Below are 21,873 nucleotides of genomic sequence, written 5' to 3'. Positions count from 1 at the left end.
GTAGGCCGTTAGGGCGGGGCCCAGGCTTGACCGAGTTCTTCACACCTTCGAGCGCAGCGCCAGGATCACCAACTGGACCCGGTCGCGGGCGCCGAGTTTGGCCAGCAGGTGGCCGACGTGGGTCTTGGCCGTGCCTGGTGTGATGTGCAGGCGCGCGCCGATCTCCGCGTTGGAGAGCCCTTCGGCCACCAGTCGCAGGACATCGCGCTCCCGTTGGGTGATGCCGGCGATCTGACTGTGAACCGCGGTCTGCGCGGACGGTTCCGGGGCGGCGCTGGTCACGAACCGCTCGATCAGCCGCCGGGTCACCGGCGGCGCCAGGAGCGCCTCGCCGGCGGCGACCACGCGGATCGCCGCGATCAGGTCGGCCGGCGGCACGTCCTTGAGCAGGAATCCGCTGGCCCCGGCACGCAGCGCGCCGTAGACGTACTCGTCCATGTCGAAGGTCGTCAGCATCAGCACTCTGGTGCCGGGTAGCGACGAGGTCACCATGCGGGTGGCCGCTATGCCGTCCAGCGCGGGCATCCGCACGTCCATGAGTACCACGTCCGGCGCCGTGTCGCGGGCGACCTGGACCGCCTCGTTCCCGTCGCCGGCCTCGCCGACGACCGCCAGGTCCGGCGCGGTCCGGATGATGCCGCTCAGCCCGGCGCGCAGCAGGGCCTGGTCGTCGGCGACGACCACCCGGGTGACGGCCCGGGTGCTCACGCGGTGCTCGCGGCGTTCGTGAAGTTCGTGGCGTTCGTGGCGGTGTCGGGCGCGGGTCGCAGCGGCAGGCGGGTCATGACCCGGAAGCCGCCGTCGGGGCGCGGCCCGGCGCGGAACCAGCCCTCGTACATGGCCGCGCGCTCCCGCATCCCGACGATGCCGTGGCCGGTGGGCGCCTGCGACAGGTCGCAGCCCGACCCGCGGTCGCTGATCTCCAGCGTCAACGCGTCCGGCTCGTAGGTCACGCCCACGACCGCGCTGGGTGCGCCCGAGTGCCGCACCACGTTGGTCAGTGCCTCTTGGACGATCCGGTATGCGGCCAGCTCGATCCCGGCTGCCAGCTGCCTTTCCTCTCCCTCGACGATCAGCGATACCCGGACTCCGGCCCGGGCGGTCTGCTCGGCCAGCGTCGGCAGCGCGGCCAGGCCGGGCGCGGGAGCGAGCGAGGCGGCTTCGGGATTCTCCTCCCGCAACACCCCGAGCAGCCGCCGCATCTCGGTCAGGGCCGCGCGCCCGGCGTCCTCGATCGTCGCCAGGGCGGCGGCGGCCTCCTCGGGCTCGGAGCCGGCGACCAGACGGCCGTAGCCGGCCTGGACGGTGATCAGGCTCATGCTGTGCGCGACCACGTCGTGCAGTTCCCGGGCGATCCGCATCCGTTCCTCGGCCGCTTCCCGGCCCGCCTTCTGCGCCGATGCCTGCGCCAGCCCGGCGTGATAGCGCACGACCTGGGCGGTGTAGCGTCTGCGCTCGCCGATCGCGTAACCGACCGTCCACGCCGTGACCAGGAGCATCGCGGACGGAAACGACGCCCCGGCCTTGTGGACCCCGGTGGTCAGCGGTGCCAGGAACGGCAGGACGGTGCCGCAGGCGAGCAGCGCGGCCCTGGTCCGGGCTCCGCGGGAGGCCGCAGCGAGGTAGAGCACGTATGCGGCCGGGGCCACGGCCAGGCCGGCGAGCGCCATCGTCCCGACGGGCAGCGCGACCGCGACGGGGAAGAGCGCGAAGGCCGCGACCGGCGTCCGCCGCCCGATCACGATCGGTATGACCACCAGCAGCGTTCCGATCGCGACCACCGCCACGGCCAGACGCTGGTGCGCCAGCGTGCCCCAGGTGACCAGCCCGAAGACGAGGGCGCAGGCCAACGCGAGTCCGTCCCATTGGCGCGGGCGGACCCGGTGCAGCAGCGGCGGGCGCGGTTCGGCGGGCATTCCCCCAGCGTAGGCAGGCCGAGCTCGGAAAGCATCGCCCTTGCCGCCTATGCCGCAAGGCATAGACGGCGAGGCGAAGACATCCCCGCGAGGCGATGACCGGACCCCGCGCCGGTGGCGAGTGTGGACCGTACCCATCCGCGACCGACCAGGGAGCTGAAATGATCGAAGTGCGGGACCTGACACGCCGCTACGGCGGGACCACGGCCGTGGACCGGCTCACCTTCACCGTCGAGCCCGGCCGGGTGACCGGCTTCCTCGGCCCGAACGGCGCCGGCAAGTCCACCACGATGCGCATGATCATCGGACTGGACACCCCGGACGGCGGCCACGCGCACGTGGCCGGCATGGCCTATCGCGCGCTCAAACGGCCGCTGCGGCACGTCGGCGCGCTGCTGGACGCCGACGCCGTCCATCCCGGCCGCAGCGCCCGCACCCACCTGCTCGCCCTGGCCGCGACGAACGCCGTCCCCGATCGGCGTGCTGACGAAGTGCTGGGCCTGGTCGGGCTCGAGGGTGTCGCGCGCAAGCGCGTCGGGACCTTCTCGCTCGGTATGAAGCAGCGCCTGGGTATCGCGGCGGCGCTGCTGGGCGATCCGCCGGTGCTCCTGTTCGACGAGCCGGTCAACGGCCTCGACCCGGAGGGGATCGTCTGGATCAGGAACCTGATGAAGGGCTTCGCCGCCGAGGGGCGCACGATCCTGGTCTCCAGCCACCTGATGAGCGAGATGGCCCTGACCGCCGATCACCTGCTCGTCATCGGACGCGGCCGGCTGCTCGCCGACACCACCATGGCCGCCTTCACCGCCGCGTACGGCTCGCTGGAGGAGGCCTACCTCACGCTTACTGGCGCCGCCGTCGAATACCGCGCCGGCGGCACTGCCTACCCGACCTCCGAGAGCACCTCCGACAGCACCTCCGACACCACCAACGCGGACAAGAAGGTCTGGCGATGACCACGGCGAACTTCGCAATTCCCAAGGGCGTGCTCCGGGCCGAATGGCTCAAACTGCGCTCCGTACGCTCCACCTACGCCGCCCTCGGACTGGCCATGGCCCTCGCGGTCTTCGTCGGCGTCACCTCCGCCTCCGGAGACGCCCAGCACTGGGCCACCATGACGCCCGCCGATCGCGCGAACTTCGACCCGGTCGGCGACTCGCTGAGCGGGTTCGTCTTCGGCGAACTGGCCCTCGGCGCCCTCGGCGTCCTGGTCGCCACCAGCGAGTACGCCACCGGTCTGATCCGCGCCACGTTCACCGCGGTGCCCCGGCGCGGCCAGGTCTTCGCCGCCAAGGCGCTCACCCTGGCCGGCCTGACCCTCGTCGTCGGACAGGTCTTCGTCTTCATCTGCTACGGCCTGGGACAGGCGGCGCTCACCGCCTCCTCGGCCCACCTCGCCGTCGGTCTCGGCCACCCCGGGGTGCTACGTGCCCTGATTTGCGCGAACCTGTACCTGACGGCGGTCACGCTCATCGGCTTCGGTCTCGGCACGCTCGTGCGGCACACCGGTGCCGGCATCGCGCTCGTCTTCACCGTCACGTATCTGGCGTATCCGGTGGCCGGCGCCTTCAACGCCTGGACCTACGTCCCGGACCGCTGGCTGTTGTCGAACATCGCGGACACGCTCGCGAGCGTCTCGCGCCATCCCTCGCCCAAAGACCCGGGTTCTCTCAGTGCGGCCCTTGCCGAGCTGGCGATTTACCTGGCGGTCGTCCTGGGCCTGGGAGCGTGGCGGATGCGGAAGGACGCCTGATAGGGCTGAAGTCGCGGACCGGGCACGGGCTCCGGCGTCGCACTACGCCGGGGTGATCGTGGCCAAGCCCAAGAAGTTCGTCCGTGAAGACATCCGCATGCCCGACGGGGTGGAAATCGACTGGTTACTTCATGGACACGCCCGCCTCGGTGATGGTTGTGGCCGCCATCGAGAGCGGGACACTGGTCATGGTTCGGCAGTACAGGCATAACCTCAAGCGCCACACCGTCGAGCTGTCTGTCGGCGGAGTCTCCGACGGCGAGGACCCCGAAGACGCGGCGCTAGTGGTCAAGGACCGGGAGCCGATCCTCGACAACGTGATCGAGCAGTACTTCGACATGAGCGTGGTGGAGATCCCAGTCGTTGAAGTCTTCGACCGTCTGGGACACGACATCGACGGCATGGAAACCGTTGGCGCTCTGCTGCTAGCGCGCCCCCACCTGATCTCTGTCGAAAATCGCTGCACCTGACCGAGGGCCTCTTCGCCGCTGCGAACCGAGCCTCGCGCTTAAGGAGCTGGCCGATACAGAATACTGTGATCGTCCCGGCGCACTGCGATGGGCATGGCCCGGTGGGTCACGGCAAGCTGACACGAGGGAGTTCAAGCGTGGCCGTCCCCTGGGACCTGCTGATAACGGCAACAGGTGGCATCACAGCCACCGTCGTGGGTGTCGTCGCAGGTGGCTTCGTAGGGCGGCGCAGCCAGAATCGACAATGGCTGCAAGCAGCCCAAACAGCCGCCTACGAGAAGTTCCTCCAGGCGTTCGGGGCCGTGGAGGCGGAGCTGCGCGAGGCATTCCTGGACGAGCGCAGGCCGGCCGTTGACTGGGTCCCGTTCGTGGCGGCCACCCATTCGGTCAGTCTGGTGGCGGACAGGGAGACCAGTGCGGCCGCCGAGCAGATGTGCGAGGTCATGGAGGACTTCGCCATCTTGTTCCACGGCCGCCAGCCAACTGATCTTGAGGAGCTGCGGCCGATCCATGCCGCACTCGGCGTGGCGCACCTCGCGTTCGTCAACGCCGCCCGCCGTTCACTCGACCCGTCGCAGGATCGCCTCGATCGGTCGTTGGGCGGCCCGTCGCCGTGGCGCGGTGTCGAGTCCTTCCATGCCCGACCTGACAGGACCCTCGACTGAGCGGGAAGACTCATTCCTCGCCGATCAGGCCCGCGTCCTTAAGAAGCTCGCCGATCTCATTGGTGTCGAGCTTGCGCCCCAGCCACTTGCGCAGCTTCGCCGGGCCGCGCAGGCTCAGCGTCTCGCCGTCGCGCAGTCGGGTGGTGGCCTCGAGTAGGACTCTGATGTCGTACGTGGAGCCGAACACCTCCGGCACGCCGCGCTCCACGCCGAGGAGCCGGTAGGCCGCTTCCATGCCGGTGCGTACCGAGTACTCGGTGGTGAAGATGCAGTCGCGGGTGGTCTGGCGAACTACTCGAAGTGGTTCTCCATCTCCCGGCCGCCGCGGATCACGAAGCCCTTCTTCGGCTTGGCGATGCCGTCCAGGGCCCCGCCGGGCAGTTTGAGCCGCTCCAGGACCGTGATGCGCTCCCCGGGCATCTGCCCGTCCCGGATCAGGAAAGCCGCGGCGGCCATCGAGGCCAGGCCCGCACCCACGAACCACGCCGTCTTGTCCTCGACCCCGACCGGCTTGCGCGGCCGGGCGAACGCCTCGTAGTTGCCGTTGCTGTAGTACACGGTCCTGGGCTCCGAAGGCATGCCTCGACGCTAGGCGGCGCCCTCAGCTGCCGGCCTGCGCTGCTACGCCGCCCGGTTGACGTCGAATGATGTCGGACTCCGTGAGCGGTTCATGAGCCGGGCGTGGTGAAATCGTGTTCCGATTCAATAGGCTTGCGGCGGTGCGCCGGGAAGTCTGGTCGGCTCGGGTCTTCCCGATACCTGCCAGAGGTGTCGGACCCGACGATCGGATTCAGGGGTCTTCCGGTGCCGCACGCGGTCGTCATCATCTTGCTGTTGGTCGTGTTGGGCACCGCCGTGGCGACCTTCGCGGGCCGGTGGGGGATCCCGGCGCCGTCGCTGCTGGTGCTGGCCGGGATCGGGGTGGCCTTGGTGCCGGGCGCGCCCACGGTGCATGTGGCCCCGGACGTGATCGCGATGGTCGTGCTGCCGCCCCTACTGTATGCCTCCGCCGAGGAGATCTCGGCACGGGACCTGCGGCGCGTGTGGGCGCCGGTGCTGGTCCTGGCGCTCGGCCTGGTGCTGGCCACGGCCGCGGTGATCGCTTCGCTGGCGCTGGCGTTGACAGCGCTCTCGGCGTCGATGGCGTTCGTGCTGGGGTCCGTGCTGGCCTCCACCGACCCGGTGGCGGTCACGGCGCTGGGCCGGCGGCTGCCGCTGCCGGGGCGGATCCAGGTACTCGTGCAGTCCGAGAGCCTGTTCAACGACGCCACGTCCCTGGTGCTGTTCAAGGTCGCCGTGGCCGGCGCGGCGGCGGGCTCGGTGAGTGCGCCGGGGGCGGTGGGGAAGTTCTTCGTGCTCGCCGGCGGAGGGATCGCGGTCGGGGCGGCGCTCGCCGGCACGGTGGCGTTCCTGCGCTCGAGCATCGCCGATCCGGTGCTGGAGACCGTGATCGTCCTGGTCACCCCGTATACGGCGTACGTCCTCGCGGAGAGCATCGATGTCTCCGGCGTGACCGCGGTGGTGGTGGCCGGCGTCGTCGCCGGCAGCCTGGCGCACCGGATCACCGACGCCCGCACCCGGCTGCACCTGCACAGCGTGTACGCCGTGGTGGTGTTCGGACTGGAGTCGGTGGTGTTCGCGCTGATCGGACTGCAGCTGCCGACGCTGGTCCGGGACCTGGGCCCGGGCCACCGCTGGTGGCCCGCGCAGGCGGCACTGCTGGCCGCGGCGCTGATCGGCATCAGGATGGCCTGGGTCTGGCCGACCACCGCGCTGGCCCGGCCGATGCGGAGCTACCCGACCTGGCCGCTGGCCCGGGTGGTCACGTGGGCCGGGACGCGCGGGGTGATGCCGCTGGCCGCCGCGCTGTCGATCCCGCTGGCCGCCGCCGACGGTACGCCCCTGCCCGGACGGCCGCTCGTTCTGGTGCTGACCACCGCCGTGGTCGCCGCGACGCTGACGGTCCAGGGCCTGAGCCTGGCCGGGATCGTGCGCACCTCCGGCCTGGCTGTGGCTCCGGAACGAGCCGAGGCAAAGGAGACGGCGGCCCGTGCGGCGATGGACCGCGCTGCCGTGGAGTACCTGGACGACCTCGCGGCGGTCGGCGGCGTCAACGAGGCGGCAGCGGCCCGGTTGCGCGAGCGCTACGCCGAGCGCCTGGACCCGGACACCGACGCCGCGCTCCTGGCCGACCTGGCCGCACTGCGCCGCGACGTCCTGGGGGTCCAGGCCGCCGAACTGCGGAGGTTGTCCGCCGAGGAGCAGATCGGCGACGGACTCCGGCGGCGGCTGCAAGCCGAACTCGACCGCCGGGAAGCCGGGCTTGATGCTTGAGAGCCAGGTGACGGTGGCGGGAGGTCGCTGCCCTTGTCGAGCACATGCCGTCGAGCACATGTCGGCAGTCCGATCAACGCTTTCGGTGGGCGTCCGTGCTACGGCGCGCGTGTGCCTTGGCCTCGGCGCCGAGCACCTGGCAGGTCCGCTCCCACGCCAGGGAGGCCCCGCGGGCCGCCTCCACCGCCTTCTGCAGGTCCCGGCCAGACGCCGCGATCTTCTGCGGGTCGCCGCTGAGTTGTGCGGCGGTCAGGCTCCGCTGGGCGATCTCGCAACGGACTTCCGCCCGCTCGATCGCCGCTTCCATCTCCAGGCAGCGATCGGTCAGCTGGTCGATCCAGCAGAGGTGGACGATGCCCTCGGCTTCGCGGACCGATCGGTTCACCGCGGCATCGGAGGTCGCCTTGCGTGAACGGATCACTTTTCGCAGATTGCACATCGCCGGGCGTCCTTCCTGTGTTGCGGCTCACCAGTGGTTCGGATCCGGCCCGGATTCCGGATTGGACCCCGGTCCTCAGCGGATGGCGACCGGGATCTGCACGGTCGTCTCGTCCACGTCGTCGGTCCGCACGGTGACGGCCAGGCGCCAGGTCCCGGCGATGGGCAGAGCCGCGTCGCCGATCAGGTGGCCGGCTCCGGCGATGCGCAGCGTCACCGGCAGCGGGCCCAGGGCGCGCGATGTGAGCGTGAAGGACGCCTGGACCTGCAGGACCTGTTCCTGCTTACCGGTCGGGCCGAGGGTGTAGAGGTGGACCGTGTCGGCGCCGGTCTTCGCCGGGTCGACGGTCACCTGGACGGTCCCGCTGCCGCCGGGGCCGCCGGTGTCGAACGCGGCCGAGGCGCTGACCGGCCCGGCGGAGGCCGCGTGGGCGGTGCGTGCGGGTGGGGCGTTGACCAGCGCGGCGGTCACGGCGAGCACGCAGATCCCCACGCCGACTTCGCCGGCCACGGAGCGGCGCAGTCGGGAGATCGCGGCGCGGTCGGTGGTCCCCGGGTTCCGGTCCTCGCGGTGTCGGGCGATCCACGCGCGTGCCAGATAGCCCAAGCCGATCAACAGGGCCACGCCGAGCAGCTTGAGCAGCAGCAGCTTTCCGTAGGCCGTGCCGGTCAGCGCGGAAAAGGAGCCCACCTGCCGCCAGCTCTGGTAGGTCCCCGTGCCGACCAGCACGATCACGCACGACAGCGCGACCGGCGAGAAGCCCTGCACCATCCGGGCCCGCTCGCCCGGCGTTCCGCGGCCGCCGCGGCGCAGGACGATCGCGGCCAGCATGGTCAGACCGCCGATCCAGACAGCCATCGCACACAGGTGGGCGACGTCGACCGGCACCGCCAGGGCGACCTGGATCCCGGTGCCGGCATGCCCGGACACGGCCCACGTCGCGGCGATCCCGACGGTCAGGGCGACTCCGGCCGCCGCTGCCGGCAGCCGGGCCCGCCGCGAGGCCGCGGGCAGCCGGGTGAACAGCCAGGCCAGCAGAGTGGCGGCGAGCGCCAGGAGGACCAGCCGCACCGAAAGCGCCTCACCCAGGCGCGTCGACAGCGTCGTGCGCAGCACTCCGGTGTCCAGTGCGCGGCTGAGTCCGAACCCCGCGCCATAAGGGCCCTGCAATACCAGCACGCCGACTGTCGCGACGAGCAGTCCGCCCCACGCCGACGCGAGCAGGATCCGGACCGCCTTGGTCCGTGCGCCGTTCGGCCACCACGCGAACACGAACACCGCCGCACCGACCAGGACGGCGAACGCGAAGTAGGCCACGAAGCGCGCCACCGCGTACAGGGCACCAACGGTCTTGCTGCCTGTGGGGTTCAGGGTCGAGGAGTTGACTGTGGAGACGGACGCCTTGCCGACGCTGAAGGTGAACGCGCCCTGGACCGGATGAGAGTCCGCGGAGACGACCCGCCAGGAGACGGTGTACGTACCCTGACTCAGTCCGTTCGGCACGGCGACGGCGACCTCGTCGGCATGGCCGGCCGGATGGGCCGGACTGCCCTCGTCGACCCTGGCGCCCGTGGGCGAGAACACCCTCAGGGCGCCGAACTGCAGGGCCACCGGCTCGTCGAAGGTCACCGAGACCTGATGCGGTGCCGAGGCGACGGTCTGCCCGTCGCCGGGCGAGGTCGCGACCACCGTGGCGTGGGCGAAGGCGCCCTGCGCGGTCAGCAGGACCAGGCACAGGATCAGGGCTGGGAGGACCAGCAGCCGACGGAGCACGAGGACCGCCTCAGTCCGTGGGCGTTGAGCCGGAGGACTTGCGGCGGGCCCTGGACCAGCCGAGTGCGCCGACCGTCAGACCGGCCACGCCGGCGCCGATACCGACGCCGGCCAGCGTGCGCGCGGTGGTGTCGCTGCTGCTCGGGCTCGCGGTGGAAGCGCTGGCCGTGACCGACGGCGTGCCGGCCGACGTGTTCGAGGCCTGCGAACCGGAGCCCGAACCGGAACCGGAACCGGTCAGGACCAGCACGGGCGCCGGATGGTCCGGCGCGGGCTGGCCGGGCTGCGCGAGGTCGATCCAGCGCACCACATCGCCGTCGGAGTAGGTCTGCACAGCCTTGAACACCAGCTGGTTCGTGTCGTCGGGCAGCTTGCCGAGCATGACGTGGAAGCCTTGGTACTGCCCCGGTGGCAGTGCGCCGCCGGTCCAGGTGAGCTCGGAGACGACTTGCGTGACGGTGCCGTCGTCGGTGGTGATGGGCTTGGGCAGGGTGGTGTTGGTGACCGCGACCGTCCAGCCGGGGGTGGGTTCGGGCAGCACTCCGGTGATCGGGTGGTCGGTGGGGAAGACGACCTCGAGCTTCGTGGTGTTCGCCGCCTCCTCCTCGTCGGGGACGCGGAAGGTCAGCTCCACGTCGCTGCCGCCCTTGGCTGTCGCGTTCGGACCGATGGTGACGTGTGCCGAGGCCAGGCCCGCCGACGTGAAGACGAACAGCGTCGCGGCTGCGAGCACGGCTGCCAGCGGCCTCCCGGAAGGGAGTGCCCCCGGGGATCGTCGATGACCGGACATCACAGGCCTCCTAGCCGACCGTCAGCATGCCGTGCATCGAGGTGTGGATGGTGCAGGAGTACGGGTAGGAGCCGGCGGTGGCCGGGGCGGTGACCGTCGCGGACATCCCGGGGTCGATGGTGCCGGTGTCGAACTTGCCGGAGTCGGCTGTCAGCGTGTGGGCCACGGAGTCGTGGTTGACGACGGTGACGCTCTGTCCGGGGTGCACCGTGAGGTTCGCGGGGCTGAACGTGTAGTTGGCGATGGTGATCTGCATCGCCGTGGAACCCGGTGTCGCCGTGGAACCCGGGGTCGGACTCGGGGCCGTGGTCATCGGCGGTGCGGTGGTCATCGACGGTGCGGTGGGGGAGCTCGGGGTCGTCGCCGGCGGCGGGCTGCTCTTGGCCCCGGTCGAGGAGGAGCAGCCGACAGCGGCGAGGATCACTGCCGCGACCGGGATCGCGACGCGCCGAAGGGTTCTGGCTCTGGACATGACAGGTCCTTTCTACTTTCCGGTCCAGCAGCCGAGGATGTCGGTGGCGATCTCATAGGCCACGTCGGCGCGGCTGAGCTTGCTCGGGCCGGATGCCGCCGACAGCCCGGTGGCGTCGACGTGCAGGGTCTTGTCGTCCTTGAGGATGACGACGTTCCCGGCGGCGTTCTGGAACCCGGGGAAGCCCAGGCCCTGGCTGCCGGTGAGTGCGGTGGTGGAGCCCAGCTGGTGCTGGAGTGCCGCGAGGTAGGTGTTCGCGGACGCGGCGTCCGGCGATTCCTTCACCGACAGCACCAGCGTGCCGGACGCCAGGTGGTAGGTGCAGGTGTAGAGGTGATCGCTCCAGGTGGACGTCTTGGTCGGGGCCGGCGAGGCGGCCAGGATCGTGTTGACGTCGCCGGCGATCTCCGTCCCGCACACCATCAGTGCGGACACTGACGGCCCGGCGGCGGACGAGCTGGGAGCTGATGAACTGGGTGCGGATGAACCGGGTGCGGCGGAACTGGGCGCCGCGGAACTGGGAGCGGAGGCGGCTGGAGCGGCGGCTTTCGCCGAGGCGCAGCCGGCCATCACGGCCGCCGTGGCGATGGCCGCGAACAGTTTCAGTGCCCTCATGATGTCCGCCTCCGCGGGCTAGTCCGAGTGGGTCCCGGTCAAAGTGGCGTAGACGACGATGTCGTCCTGGTAGTGCTGGTTCTCGAACGGTCCGGCGCAGGTGATCAGCCGGAGTTGCGGGTTGGTGGTGTTGCCGTAGACGGTCAGGGTGGGGAAGGAGCTCTTGGCGTACTTCTCGACGCCGTCGATCCGGAACACGGCCACGGTGTTGTCGCTGCGGGTCACGTCCACGGTGTCGCCGGGCCGGAGTGCGCCCAGGTTGTAGAAGACGCCCTCGGCACCGGTGGTGCCGTCGATGTGGCCGACGATGACGGCCGGGCCCACCTGCCCCGGCGCGGGGGAGTAGCGGTACCAGCCGGGTACCGACGGGTCGGTCAGCGGCGGTGTCTGGATGCTGCCGTCAGAGCTCTGACCCAGCTGGATCAGCGAGTGGTGCACACCGATCTCGGGGATGCTGATCGCGGTGGGTGTGGCCGCCGGCGAGGCCGGAGGCTGTGGTGTCGGAGTTGGCGTTGTCGGTACTGTCGTCGGGCTCGCCGCCGTCGTCGGAGGCGTGCTACTGGGACTCGCCGGCTCCGGCACCCCCGTGGCCGGCAGTGCTGCCGAAGCCGGGGGCTGCGGCGGATGGTGCTGCACGGCGAATCCGAGCGCCAGCGTTCCCACGGAAGCCAGCAGCAGGACGGCGGCCGCCGACGCCAGCAGACGCCGGCGGCCATTGCCGAACAGCCTTGTCAGCCAAGACATGACTGCCTACTTCTGGTCGGCGTTCCGGCGCCGCAGATACAGCGCGCCACCAGCGGCGGCCGCCAGGCCGGCGCTCGCGCCGAACATCCACGGCTCCTGCAGCCCGGCGGTCCCGCCACCGCCGGTGTTCACACCGCCGCCGGGGACCGACGACATCTGCGACACCTGCAGCGGACCGCACAGTGCCGGCGACGTCGCGGCCAGCGGCAGCGACGGAACCAGGTCACTGGGCTCGGCCTGCGCCTGGGCGCTGAGGGTTGCCGGGTCCAGGCCGTGGACCACGATCACGGCCTTGCCGGCCTGGATCGAGGACACGGTCGCCGCGTCCAGGGTGATGGTGCGGGAGTAGCTGAACGAACCACCGGACGGTGCGATCTTGACGTCGGTTCCGGCCGCGGGGCTGGTGTCCCCGCTGACGCTCAGCGTGGTGCCGATGCCGCCGTAGAACGGCGCGCCCTCGGTGGTGCTGACCACGCCGTCGCCGTTCTTGTCGGCCGAGGCGCCCGGGCAGGTGCCCGCCGCACCGATGTGGATGTGCTGCACGTGCGGATAGGCCGCGCCCATGAAGGTCGTGGCCAGTCCCTGCACGTTCTCGGTGATGACGGCCTGGTCGCCGGTCAGCTTAAGCATCAGCGTCCCGGAGCCGGAGGCGTGGTTCAGCGGGTCCAGCGTCGCCATGTAGGTGGCGGTGCCGGACGACTGCGCGCCGGCCGTGCCGGCCACCATGGCGATCGGTATGGTCGCGAAGGCTGTCACCGCTGCCGCCGCCGTTATTCTTCCGGTGATTCTCCCTGCTCTGCTCATCGCTCGCTCCTCCAGACTCAACGGTCTTTTAGGCCGGATTGATGTGTCACTGGGAGTTCGAAGGCGTCAGGTGATTGGATTGGCGGGATATCGAACTTTTTGCAAAGGGAATTTGTTTCCCGTTCAAGCAGGCATGGGAAGCAGCATGACCGGCGCGGTGGTCGGTTGAGCCGATCCCGCGGCCGGCTCGACGGTGAGCCCGATCGTCTGTGCGTCGCCGAGTCCGTGTGCGAGCACTGAATCAGAGGTCCCGGCCGGCAGCACACCGCCGGAGCGGGCGCCCGAGGGCCCCATCATCCACAGCTGATACGCCTTGCCCGGCGCCGGTTCGGTCAGTCCGCTCACGGTGATCGCGGCCTCGTCGTGGGACCGGGACACCACCACGGTGCCGGTTCCGCCAGTGCTGATGACCACGCTTCCGGTGTGCACGTCGGGGGCGGCCAGCAACGCAGAGATCGAGGTGGCGCGCTGGTCGGCCTGATCGATCCGGCCCTGCTGGTCGTTCACCTGCACGCCCAGCACCGCGACGGCGGCGGCCAGACCGGTGGCGACACCCCAGCCCAGGGCGGTGAACCAGCGCCGCCTGGGCTGTCTGGGCTGCTTGGACTGCTTGGACTGCTTGGACTGCCTGGGGTGCATGGGCCGCGCGGTGTGCCGGGCCGGGACGCGGCTGATGATCGGCGCGATCTGCCGGGTGATCGCGATCCGCGCGTCCACCGCGGCCTTCAACCGCGCCGGCGGGGTCTCGGCGACGGCCGAGGCGAGCAGCGCCGTGGTCTCCCGCAACTCGGCCACTTCCTGCACACAGGTCGGGCACTGGACCAGATGCCGCTCGAATGCCTCGCGTTCGGCGGGGTCCAGCGCGTGGCACACGTAAGCGCCGGTCAGGGAGTGGACTTCGGGGTACATCACGTTCATCCTCCAACTCCCATGCAGTCGCGCAGTCGGGCCAAACCGTCGCGCAAACGGGTTTTCACAGTCCCCAGCGGGGTGTCGAGCAAATGCGCCACCTGCGAATAGGTGTAGCCGCCGTAATAGGCGAGCGTGACGCACTGCCGCTGCAATTCGGTCAGGCCGCCCAGGCAATGCCGGACCCGTTGCCGGTCCAAGCGTGCCTCCACTGCCTCCACCACCTGATCGAACGGCGCCTCGGGCATCAACTCCACGCACCGCGCCTCCCGCCGCGCGGCGGCCTCGGCGGAACGCACCCGATCCACGGCGCGCGCGTGAGCCATGGTCAGAGCCCAGGCCCGGGCCGACCCGCGATCCGGATCGAACCGGCTGGCAGTGCGCCAGATCTCCAGCAACACCTCCTGTGCCACCTCCTCGGCCTGGGCCGGATCGCGCACGATCCGCCGGGCCACGCCCAGAATCGGGCCCGCGAGCTGGTCGTAGACCGCGTCGAAGGCCCCGCGGTCGCCCAGCGCCACCCGGCGCAGATGGGATTCCAGGGTGTCCTGCCCCTCGGCAGCGGCGGGTTTGGAGCCGGTGCGTCCGAGCATGCTCTGTCGTCTCCGGATCTGGACGTCGACGGGGCCGGGGCGGCGCGGCGGCTGTCCCGATTCATGCCTCACGTATGCGATTCGATGCCGGGGTGGCTTCGGATTGGTCTGCGGCCTCGATGGCCACGCACACGCAGAGGTGAGCGCCCGATCCGCCGCCATGAAATCCTGGTCGGGTATGCCCATCCTCGTCGGGACGTCGGGCTGGCAGTACAAGGACTGGTCCGGGATCCTCTACCCGCGGGACATCCCGCACCGCCTGTGGCTGGAGACCTACGCGGCAGCCTTCGCCACGGTCGAGGTCAACGCGGCCTTCTACCGGCTCCCCGAGCGCGAGACCTTCACCGGCTGGCGGGCCCGGACGCCCGGGGACTTCACGATGGCGGTCAAGGCCAGTCGTTACCTCACCCACATCCGGCGGCTTCGGGATCCGGAGGGGCCGGTGCGTCGCCTCATGGCCGCTGCGTCGGGGCTTGGGCCGCGTCTTGGGCCGGTGCTGCTCCAGTTGCCGCCGACGCTCGTGGCCGAGCCGTCGGATCTGGACGCCTGCCTGCGCTGCTTTCCCACCGGTCAGCGCGTTGCCGTCGAGCCGCGGCATGAGTCGTGGTGGGTGCCGGAGGTGCGTGAGGTTCTGGAGCGCAACGGTGCGGCGCTGTGTTGGGTCGATCGGGGTTCGCGTCCGGTGTCGCCCCTGTGGCAGACCGCGGACTGGGGGTACGTGCGGCTGCACGGAGGCAGTGGCGCCGGGCACCACTACGGCAGGAGCGCGCTGCACCACTGGGTCGAGCGGATTCAGGGCGGGTGGACTCCCGGCGCGGCCGTCCACGTCTACTTCAACAACGACGCAGGTGGCGCGGCCGTGGACGACGCGTTCGCGTTCGCGCGCATGGCCCGGCACGCGGGCCTTGAAGTGAGCCGGACGTCGCGAACGCCCGAACCAGCCGAACCGTCCGAACCGTCCGAACCGCCCGAACACGCTGGGCCGTCCCGATGACCACCCTCTTCCTCGCCGGCGACGTCATGACCGGCCGCGGCATCGACAGCATCCTGCCGCACCCCGGTGACCCACAGCTGCGCGAGGCCTTCCTCCACGACGCCGCCGGCTACGTCCGCCTCGCCGAGGCGGTCAACGGCCCGATCCCGCGACCGGTGCCCTTCGACTGGCCCTGGGGCGACGCCCTGGCGCTGCTCGACCGCCGTTCGCCGGCCGTCCGGCTGGTCAACCTGGAGACCGCGATCACCCGCGGCGGGCAGTTCGCGCCGGGCAAGGCCGTCTGCTACCGGATGAGCCCGGCCAACGTCCCGTGCCTGCTCGCCGCCCGCCTCGACGTCTGCGTCCTGGCGAACAACCACATCCTCGACTTCGGCCGGGCAGGTCTGCTCGACACGATCAGAGCCCTGACCGACGCCGGGATCGCGGTGGCCGGCGCCGGAGCCGACATCGAGCAGGCGCGCCGTCCGGCCGTCGTCGACCTGCCGGGCGGCGGCGGCCGAGCCGTGATCCTGGCCGCGGCCTCGCCGTCCGCCGGCGTGCCGCTCGCCTGGGCGGCAACGGGAGATCGTCCCGGTGTGAACCTGATTGCCGAGGACGATGACACCTCAGCCGACGACCTCGTCGCGCAAGCCGCCGCGGCCCGCCGCCCCGGGGACATCGTCGCCGTATCAGTGCACTGGGGCAAGAACTGGGGCCACCACATCCCGGACCAGCAGATCGCCTTCGCACACCGCCTCGTGGACGGGGGTGTCGACCTCGTGTACGGCCACTCCTCGCACCATCCCCGCGCGTTAGAGGTCTACCGGGACCACCTGATCCTCTACGGCTGCGGCGACCTGATCAACGACTACGAAGGCATCGTGGGCGATCCGGCCACCGACGCCTTCCGCGACGATCTGCACCTGCTGTACTTCGCCGACGTCGACCCCGACACCGGACGCCTGGCTTCCCTGGCCATGGATGCCGTTCGCAGCCGCAGAATGCGTCTGGAACAAGCCTCCGACAGCGATGCCGAATGGCTCGGCGAGCAGTTGGCCGCAGCCGGCCGTCATATGGGCACCCGGTGACCACCCGAGTGGGTGCGGGCCATTCGAGGGACGATGGGCGCGCCTCCCAATAGCCGGCAGTGCACGCCGGTTAACTGTCGACGTTCTGTCGATCTAGTGAACTGAGGTCGGACGTGGGTCACGCACCGAGTCGCCGGACCCTACTGCGCACCCTTGTGGGCGGCGCAGTGGTGGTCGGCTTCGATACCACCATGCGCGTTTGGGCGTCGGCCGATACCGGCGGTGGCGCCGGCTTGGAGCCGGTGCCGCCCCTGGACGGGCGACTGCTGTTCGACCCGGCCGATCTCGCGCCGTTCGAGGACGACTTCGGGCATCTGATCCACCGCACGCCGCGCGCGGTGCTCGAGCCCGGATCCGTCAACGACATCGCGGTGATGATCGCGTTCTGCGCGCGCCAGGGGTTGCCGGTCGCTCCGCGCGGCCAGGGCCACCAGACCTACGGCCAGGCGCAGGTCGACGGCGGTCTGGTGATCGACATGACCCCGCTGAGCTCGATCACCGTCGACCCGGCCGCCGGCACGGCGTCGGTGGGCGCCGGCGCGCTGTGGAGCGCGCTGCTGCACGCGAGCCTCACGCACGGCCTGACGCCCCCGGTGTTCACCGACTACATCGAGCTGTCGGTGGGCGGCACGCTGGCGGCCGGCGGGTTCGGCGGGGCCTCGCAGCGTTTCGGCGCGCAGGTGGACAACGTGACCGAGCTCGAGGTGGTCACCGGGACCGGCGAGGTGCACACCTGCTCCGCGGCCGTGAACGCCGACCTGTTCCACGCCGCGCTCGCCGGGCTCGGACAGGTCGCGGTGATCACCCGGTGCACGGTGCGCCTGGTGCCGGCGCCGACCATGGTGCGCACCTACAACCTGGCGTACCCCACGGCGGCGGGCCTGATGGCGGCCCAGCGCCTGGCCGCGCGCGAGGGCCGGTTCGACTGGCTCGAGGGCTCGGTCAGCCCGGTCGGCGCCGCCGCGCAGTTCGCCCTCCAAGGGGCGTCCTACTTCACCACCACCCCGCCGGACGACGCCGCGCTGCTCGCCGGCCTCGGCTTCACCGGGACGCCCCAGACCCAGGACGTCGCCTACGCCGACTTCATCAACCAGCTCGCGCCGGTCGTCGCGTTCCTGAAGTCCACCGGCGAATGGTTCGACCCCCACCCCTGGCTCAACCTGCTGGTCCCCGATGCGGACGCCGACACGTTCGTCAGCACGACCGTCGCAGGTCTGACCGCGGACGACATCGGGGCCAGCGGACTGGTCCTGGTCTACCCGGTCCCCACCCAGAAGCTGAAAGAGCCGCTGCTGCGGGTGCCGCGGGACGGCGAGTTCGCTTTCCTGTTCTCGATTCTGCGCACCGCGTCACCGGACACTGACGCGCTGCCCGCATCGGCGATGCTCGCCGCGAACAGCGTGCTCTACCACGACAACCAGTCGCTCGGCGGTACCCAATACCCGGTCGGGTCCATTCCGGGCTTGACCGCGCGCGACTGGCGCCAGCAGTACGGCGGGCAGTGGCCGTTCTTCGCCGCCGCCAAGCATCGGTACGACCCGCAGCGGATCCTGACTCCGGGACAGGGCATCTTCCCGCCGCCCGTGGCTTCCCGCAGCGAGATCAAGCCCGGCGTGACCGGTCAGGGGTAGAGGCCGCCGGCCGAGCGGCGGTTCGGGTGTTGGTTCGGGTGTCAGCGCGGCGGCTCAGGCGTCGCGCTGACACGCGAGGAACAGCTGGATCTCCGGCTGGGCATAGCGGCCGACGGGTGCATAGCGTTCGATGTCCTGGTCGACGATGCGGAATCCGGCTTCGCTCACAACCCGGCGCAACCTCTCCTCGAAGTAGCCTGTGACGTGCACCGACACCCCGAGGAACGAGATGGGCACGTGGTCGAGGTCGGCCTCGACCATGCTGAGGATCAGCCAGCCGCCGGGATGCAGCACGGAGCGCAGCGCCTCGAGCGCGGCCGGGATCTCCGAACGCGGCAGCATGAGCAGCGAGAAGAACGCGACGACCGCGTCGAAGACGCCGAGCGAGGAGTCCACCTCGGTGGCGTCCAGCAGGAGGAACTCTGCCTCGGGGACGTTGGCCCGGGCCAGCGCGAGCATCACCGGCGAGATGTCGATGCCGGTGACGTCGGCGCCGGACTCGACCAGCTGGCGGGCCGTCGGCAGGCCGGTACCGCACCCGACGTCCAGGATGCGCGCCCCCGGGCGTAAGCGCTCGATGAGCCACTGGGCGACGGCGATCTGGCCCTCCTTGTGCGGGAAGGCCTCGTCGTAGCGCTCGCCGATGTGGTCGAACGCCGCCGCCTGTGCGGTGCGCTGGAAGGCACGCAGCTGCGCTGCCGAATTTATCGAATCCGCAGAATCCGTCGAGTCCGTCGAATCCGCCGACATTTCGCGCCTCCTCGGTCACCGCCATTGTCGCGCCGGACCGTCGACCGACGCGACCGATGCGCCCCGTAAGGCTCAGTGAGGTTGCCGGCCGCCCCGGCGCTGCGCAGACTCGAGGAAATATCCAGCACAGAGGTGAGGCAACGGAGTGAGGCGGCCTGGCGTGGCGGCGGATCGGGGAAAACGCCGGTGACCTCCGGCCCCGGCCCCGCGGGATCCAGCGCCGCACGACGCGGGCTGCTCGCAGCGGCATCCGCGCTGCGGCGCGCGCCGCTGCTGGTCGGCATGGCTGTCCTCGTCGTCGTGGCCGGCGTTGTCTCCGTGCTCGTGCTGGTTCTCGCCTCGGCCGGCGCGTCGCCGTCCCGGACGACCGCGATCGCCGTCGCGGTCGCTGATGTCGCCGTCCTAGGGGTCGCAGGGCTGGTCGTCGCGGGCGCCGCCACCCGGGCGAAGGCGGGGGAGCGCCGCGAGCAGGCGGGGCTGCTGGAGGCCACGAAGGAGAGCGGCCAACTGTGGAAGGTGATCGACAACACCTCCGTGGTGATCTACATGCGCGATATCGAGGGCCGCTACATCCTGGTCAACCGGGAGTACGAGCAGCTGTTCAACGTCCGGCGGGAGAGCATGGTCGGGCTGACCGACCACGACCTGTTCCCGAAGGAGACGGCGGACAAGTTCCGGGCCAACGATCTCAAGGCCTTGAAGCGCGGCGTCCCGATCCAGGTGGAGGAGGTCGCTCCGCACCCCGACGGCCCCCACACCTACCTCACGGTGAAGTACCCGATCACCGATCCGGACGGCCGTCCGAACGGGGTCTGCGGGATCTCCACGGACATCACCGACCTCAAGCGCGCCGAGCAGCATGTCAGCACGCTGATCACCGAGCTGGAGAGCCGGGTGCGGGAGCGTACCGCCGAGCTCGAGGCGACCACCCGCGAGCTCGACGCGTTCGCCTACTCCGTCTCCCACGACCTGCGTGCTCCGCTGCGCAGGATCGGCAGCTTCAGCGAGATCCTGCTCGAGGAGCACGCCGCACAGCTCGACGCGACGGGCCGGGACTACCTCGAACGCGTGCACACCGCCACGAACCGCATGTCCGACCTGATCGACGCCCTGATCAGCCTGTCCCACGCCGGCCGCACCGAACTGCTGCGCCGTCCGGTCAACCTCGGCGACCAGGCCCGCGAGATCCTCGCCGACCTGGCCGGCGCGGATCCCGAACGCGAGGTCGAGACCGTTGTCGAGGACCTGCCCGCCACCGGGGACCCGCGGCTGCTGGCCGTGGTGCTGCAGAACCTGCTCGCGAACGCCTGGAAGTTCACCGCCGGCCGCGCGCCCGCCCGCATCCACGTGGGATCCCTCGGGACGGACGACGCCCGGACCTACTTCGTGGCCGACAACGGGGTGGGGTTCGACACTCAGTACGCCGCGAAGCTGTTCGTGCCCTTCCAGCGCCTGCACAGCGCCGACGAATTCGCGGGCACCGGCATCGGCCTGGCCATCGTCGCGCGCATCATCGCCCGGCACGGGGGGCGGGTTTGGGCCCGGAGCGCTCCTGGCGAGGGCGCCACGTTCTACTTCACGCTCGCCCCCACGGCTGAGGGCGAAACGCCACACTCTTAGGCCTTGTGGACCGCGGGTGGGCTCCAGCGTCCGTCGAGCACTTCGGGTTCCGGGGCGTAGATGCGCATGGTGACGCCCAGCGGGCCGGTGGGGGCCGGCAGCCAGTTGGCTCGCCGTTCGAGGCCGGGGTCGTTGTGCGAGAAGAGGATGTCCAGCGAACTGTCGGCGTTGTAGACCAGGGGATCGCGGTCGCCGAGTGCGAAGCGGCCGATGGGGTTTGCTGCCTGGAAGCCCTGGCCGTCGTACATCGTCACCGACCAGAAGGCGCCGGCCGGGGGCAGGGCGCCGGCGTCGAAGTGCAGGATGTAGTCGCGCTCGCCGAGCAGCGGCTCGCCGTCCGCGTCCACGGCCAGGATCGGGTAGACGGCGTCCTCCGGCGGGTTGGCGCCGAGCCCGCCGGCGGCGACCGCCGCGCGCTTGAAGTAGGTGTTCCCGTAGGTGCCCATCGTGTCGGTCGAGGTCCGCCAGCCGTTGGCCGCGGTGCCGAATCCGGTCAGCGAGGCGAGCCGGTCAGCGTGTAGCCGTCCTGGACGCGATGGACCGCGTCGTAGTCGGCCGTGCCGTTGGTCTGCGTGCGCCCGATGATCCACACCCGCGTGGTCGGTGAGCGGATCACGGTCGTGTGCTCCGGTGCCTCGGCCGGGGGTGCGCCGGGGCTGTCGGGGCCGACGATGAGGTAGTCCTGGTCACCGGTGCCAGTGGTGCGCGATCCGATGGCGGCGAACACGTCGGTCCACATGTCCATCAACGGCAGCATGTAGTACCGGCCGGCGGTGTCGCGGACGTGTAGTAGCACCGGACCCGCGGTCAAGTCCAGCCAGGCGTTCGAGTACAAGGTGTCGAAGTTGGGGCGCACCACCGCGCGGAAGTCCGCGGGCGGGAACGCCCGCAGGTGGTGGAACTGGTTCGGCGGCCCGTAGCCCGGCTTCGCATCCGGCGGTACCGCGGTCGCCTGCTCGCGGGTCACGTCCATCATCACCGGCGGATACAGGTAGACGTAGGCTTCGCGTCCGAGCGTTTTCAGGTCGGCCGACAGCACGCTCACGGTGCCTCGCAATCGCCGCAGGATGGGAACCGGTGGTCCCTCCACGATGTCGGCCGGCGGGCCGGTCAGCGAGATCAGGCGCCCGAACGAGCGAGCCGTCGCCGGCCTCGCACGGCTATCTGCTCAGGTGGACAGGATGCCCCTCGATCACCTCGATGTCCTGCTCGGTCTCCTGCAGCAACTGCCGCCCCAGGTCCATCAGCGCCCGGCCGGCGGCAAGCTCGTCGCCGATCCGCGGGACGTCGGGGTCGTAGGGGCTGCGGTGCGCCTGCCCGCGGCCGGTCAGCTCCCGGTCCCGGGCGGTGAGCAGCGCGCGGGCGCCGGTCTCGGTGCGGTTCTCGGACAGGTGGATGGTGACGTGCCAGTCGTCGGCGGGCCCCGGGTCGGCGGGGGTGGTGTCGTCGCTCATGATCGCCTCCGTGGCGTGCTCGATCATCCCAGTCAAGCAGCGTCGGCTTCGGACCGGCAGGGCCGTTGGCCCCATTTCCC

At 70.7% G+C, this 21,873-nt stretch carries 23 protein-coding genes and 2 pseudogenes; 9 read left to right on the top strand and 16 right to left on the bottom strand.

Translation table 11 applies throughout. From position 1 onward, the window contains the following. Positions 1–39: 39 nt before the first annotated feature. Both ABH926_RS32025 and ABH926_RS32020 read right to left on the bottom strand, forming a co-directional pair. Positions 40–708, bottom strand: coding sequence for a response regulator (locus ABH926_RS32025; RefSeq protein ID WP_370369629.1), 669 nt, complete (start codon positions 706–708; stop codon positions 40–42). Continuing rightward, positions 705–1,916 carry a sensor histidine kinase gene (locus ABH926_RS32020; RefSeq protein ID WP_370369628.1) on the bottom strand — a complete coding sequence of 404 codons (1,212 nt, stop codon included), beginning with the start codon at positions 1,914–1,916 and terminating at the stop codon, positions 705–707. Before ABH926_RS32020 ends, ABH926_RS32025 begins: the two co-directional genes overlap by 4 nt. A gap of 161 nt (positions 1,917–2,077) precedes the next feature. On the opposite strand from ABH926_RS32020, the gene ABH926_RS32015 reads away from it, so the two are divergent. The 4 genes from ABH926_RS32015 (at position 2,078) to ABH926_RS32000 (ending at position 4,804) form a co-directional block, all read left to right on the top strand. Then, positions 2,078–2,872, top strand: a complete 795-nt coding sequence (locus ABH926_RS32015) for an ABC transporter ATP-binding protein (protein ID WP_370369627.1) — start codon at positions 2,078–2,080, stop codon at positions 2,870–2,872. After that, entirely contained in the window at positions 2,869–3,669 is an 801-nt protein-coding gene (locus ABH926_RS32010; RefSeq protein ID WP_370369626.1) for an ABC transporter permease, read from the top strand. Before ABH926_RS32015 ends, ABH926_RS32010 begins: the two co-directional genes overlap by 4 nt. An 83-nt stretch (positions 3,670–3,752) precedes the next feature. Continuing rightward, positions 3,753–4,139 (top strand): hypothetical protein, encoded by a 387-nt coding sequence (locus tag ABH926_RS32005; protein WP_370369625.1) that lies wholly within the window; start codon positions 3,753–3,755, stop codon positions 4,137–4,139. Positions 4,140–4,276: 137 nt separating this feature from the next. After that, positions 4,277–4,804 carry a hypothetical protein gene (locus ABH926_RS32000; RefSeq protein WP_370369624.1) on the top strand — a complete coding sequence of 176 codons (528 nt, stop codon included), beginning with the start codon at positions 4,277–4,279 and terminating at the stop codon, positions 4,802–4,804. Positions 4,805–4,814: 10 nt separating this feature from the next. Here ABH926_RS32000 and ABH926_RS31995 read toward each other — a convergent pair whose 3' ends face one another. Together ABH926_RS31995 and ABH926_RS31990 are read right to left on the bottom strand one after the other, a co-directional pair. Beyond that, positions 4,815–5,039, bottom strand: coding sequence for a hypothetical protein (locus ABH926_RS31995; RefSeq protein WP_370369623.1), 225 nt, complete (start codon positions 5,037–5,039; stop codon positions 4,815–4,817). 59 nt (positions 5,040–5,098) lie between these two features. After that, positions 5,099–5,362: pseudogene (locus ABH926_RS31990) on the bottom strand (oleate hydratase); the annotation flags it as partial. Positions 5,363–5,608: 246 nt separating this feature from the next. Here ABH926_RS31990 and ABH926_RS31985 point away from each other — a divergent pair. Further along, positions 5,609–7,138: a Na+/H+ antiporter gene (locus ABH926_RS31985; RefSeq protein ID WP_370369622.1), complete on the top strand. Its 1,530-nt coding sequence runs from the start codon at positions 5,609–5,611 to the stop codon at positions 7,136–7,138. A 73-nt stretch (positions 7,139–7,211) separates the two neighbouring features. Here ABH926_RS31985 and ABH926_RS31980 read toward each other — a convergent pair whose 3' ends face one another. From ABH926_RS31980 to sigK, 9 genes are all read right to left on the bottom strand, one after another. Continuing rightward, the gene (locus ABH926_RS31980; RefSeq protein ID WP_370369621.1) at positions 7,212–7,559 is read right to left on the bottom strand and encodes a hypothetical protein; all 348 of its coding nucleotides are present in this window, start codon (positions 7,557–7,559) and stop codon (positions 7,212–7,214) included. Between the two features lie 93 nt (positions 7,560–7,652). Next, complete coding sequence (locus ABH926_RS31975) at positions 7,653–9,350, bottom strand: copper resistance CopC/CopD family protein (protein ID WP_370369620.1); 1,698 nt, start codon at positions 9,348–9,350, stop codon at positions 7,653–7,655. A 10-nt stretch (positions 9,351–9,360) separates the two neighbouring features. Then, positions 9,361–10,083, bottom strand: coding sequence for a YcnI family protein (locus ABH926_RS31970; RefSeq protein ID WP_370369619.1), 723 nt, complete (start codon positions 10,081–10,083; stop codon positions 9,361–9,363). A 67-nt stretch (positions 10,084–10,150) separates the two neighbouring features. Further along, entirely contained in the window at positions 10,151–10,612 is a 462-nt protein-coding gene (locus ABH926_RS31965) for a cupredoxin domain-containing protein (protein ID WP_370369618.1), read from the bottom strand. 12 nt (positions 10,613–10,624) lie between these two features. Beyond that, a complete protein-coding gene (locus ABH926_RS31960) occupies positions 10,625–11,227 on the bottom strand; it encodes a hypothetical protein (protein WP_370369617.1) in 603 nt (200 codons plus the stop codon). Between the two features lie 18 nt (positions 11,228–11,245). Next, positions 11,246–11,971, bottom strand: coding sequence for a class F sortase (locus ABH926_RS31955; protein WP_370369616.1), 726 nt, complete (start codon positions 11,969–11,971; stop codon positions 11,246–11,248). Between the two features lie 6 nt (positions 11,972–11,977). Next, positions 11,978–12,727: a hypothetical protein gene (locus ABH926_RS31950; RefSeq protein WP_370369615.1), complete on the bottom strand. Its 750-nt coding sequence runs from the start codon at positions 12,725–12,727 to the stop codon at positions 11,978–11,980. Between the two features lie 171 nt (positions 12,728–12,898). Continuing rightward, the gene (locus ABH926_RS31945; protein WP_370369614.1) at positions 12,899–13,693 is read right to left on the bottom strand and encodes an anti-sigma factor domain-containing protein; all 795 of its coding nucleotides are present in this window, start codon (positions 13,691–13,693) and stop codon (positions 12,899–12,901) included. Beyond that, entirely contained in the window at positions 13,690–14,277 is a 588-nt protein-coding gene (gene sigK, locus ABH926_RS31940; RefSeq protein ID WP_370369613.1) for an ECF RNA polymerase sigma factor SigK, read from the bottom strand. The genes ABH926_RS31945 and sigK overlap by 4 nt, the downstream gene beginning before the upstream one ends. A 178-nt stretch (positions 14,278–14,455) precedes the next feature. Between sigK and ABH926_RS31935 the strand changes: the two genes are divergently transcribed. From ABH926_RS31935 to ABH926_RS31925, 3 genes are all read left to right on the top strand, one after another. Further along, on the top strand, positions 14,456–15,271 hold the full coding sequence (locus tag ABH926_RS31935; protein ID WP_370369612.1) for a DUF72 domain-containing protein: 816 nt from the start codon (positions 14,456–14,458) through the stop codon (positions 15,269–15,271). Continuing rightward, positions 15,268–16,338, top strand: a complete 1,071-nt coding sequence (locus tag ABH926_RS31930) for a CapA family protein (RefSeq protein ID WP_370369611.1) — start codon at positions 15,268–15,270, stop codon at positions 16,336–16,338. The genes ABH926_RS31935 and ABH926_RS31930 overlap by 4 nt, the downstream gene beginning before the upstream one ends. Positions 16,339–16,529: 191 nt before the next feature. After that, positions 16,530–17,969, top strand: a complete 1,440-nt coding sequence (locus tag ABH926_RS31925) for an FAD-binding protein (protein ID WP_370369610.1) — start codon at positions 16,530–16,532, stop codon at positions 17,967–17,969. Positions 17,970–18,023: 54 nt separating this feature from the next. On the opposite strand, the gene ABH926_RS31920 is transcribed toward ABH926_RS31925, so the two are convergent. After that, positions 18,024–18,719, bottom strand: a complete 696-nt coding sequence (locus ABH926_RS31920; RefSeq protein WP_370369609.1) for a class I SAM-dependent methyltransferase — start codon at positions 18,717–18,719, stop codon at positions 18,024–18,026. Between the two features lie 186 nt (positions 18,720–18,905). Here ABH926_RS31920 and ABH926_RS31915 point away from each other — a divergent pair, with 186 nt between their 5' ends. Continuing rightward, positions 18,906–20,339, top strand: a complete 1,434-nt coding sequence (locus tag ABH926_RS31915; protein WP_370369608.1) for a PAS domain-containing protein — start codon at positions 18,906–18,908, stop codon at positions 20,337–20,339. Here the strand turns inward: ABH926_RS31915 and ABH926_RS31910 are convergent. After that, a pseudogene (locus ABH926_RS31910) lies at positions 20,336–21,384 on the bottom strand (DUF1254 domain-containing protein). The gene ABH926_RS31915 and the pseudogene ABH926_RS31910 overlap by 4 nt on opposite strands. 115 nt (positions 21,385–21,499) lie before the next feature. Continuing rightward, complete coding sequence (locus ABH926_RS31905) at positions 21,500–21,793, bottom strand: DUF1876 domain-containing protein (protein WP_370369607.1); 294 nt, start codon at positions 21,791–21,793, stop codon at positions 21,500–21,502. Positions 21,794–21,873: the final 80 nt, after the last annotated feature.

The sequence above is a fragment of the Catenulispora sp. GP43 genome (assembly GCF_041260665.1).
In the GTDB taxonomy this organism is placed as follows: domain Bacteria; phylum Actinomycetota; class Actinomycetes; order Streptomycetales; family Catenulisporaceae; genus Catenulispora.
Note: the sequence above shows the minus strand (reverse complement) of the source record. Positions and strands in the feature narration are given on the sequence as shown.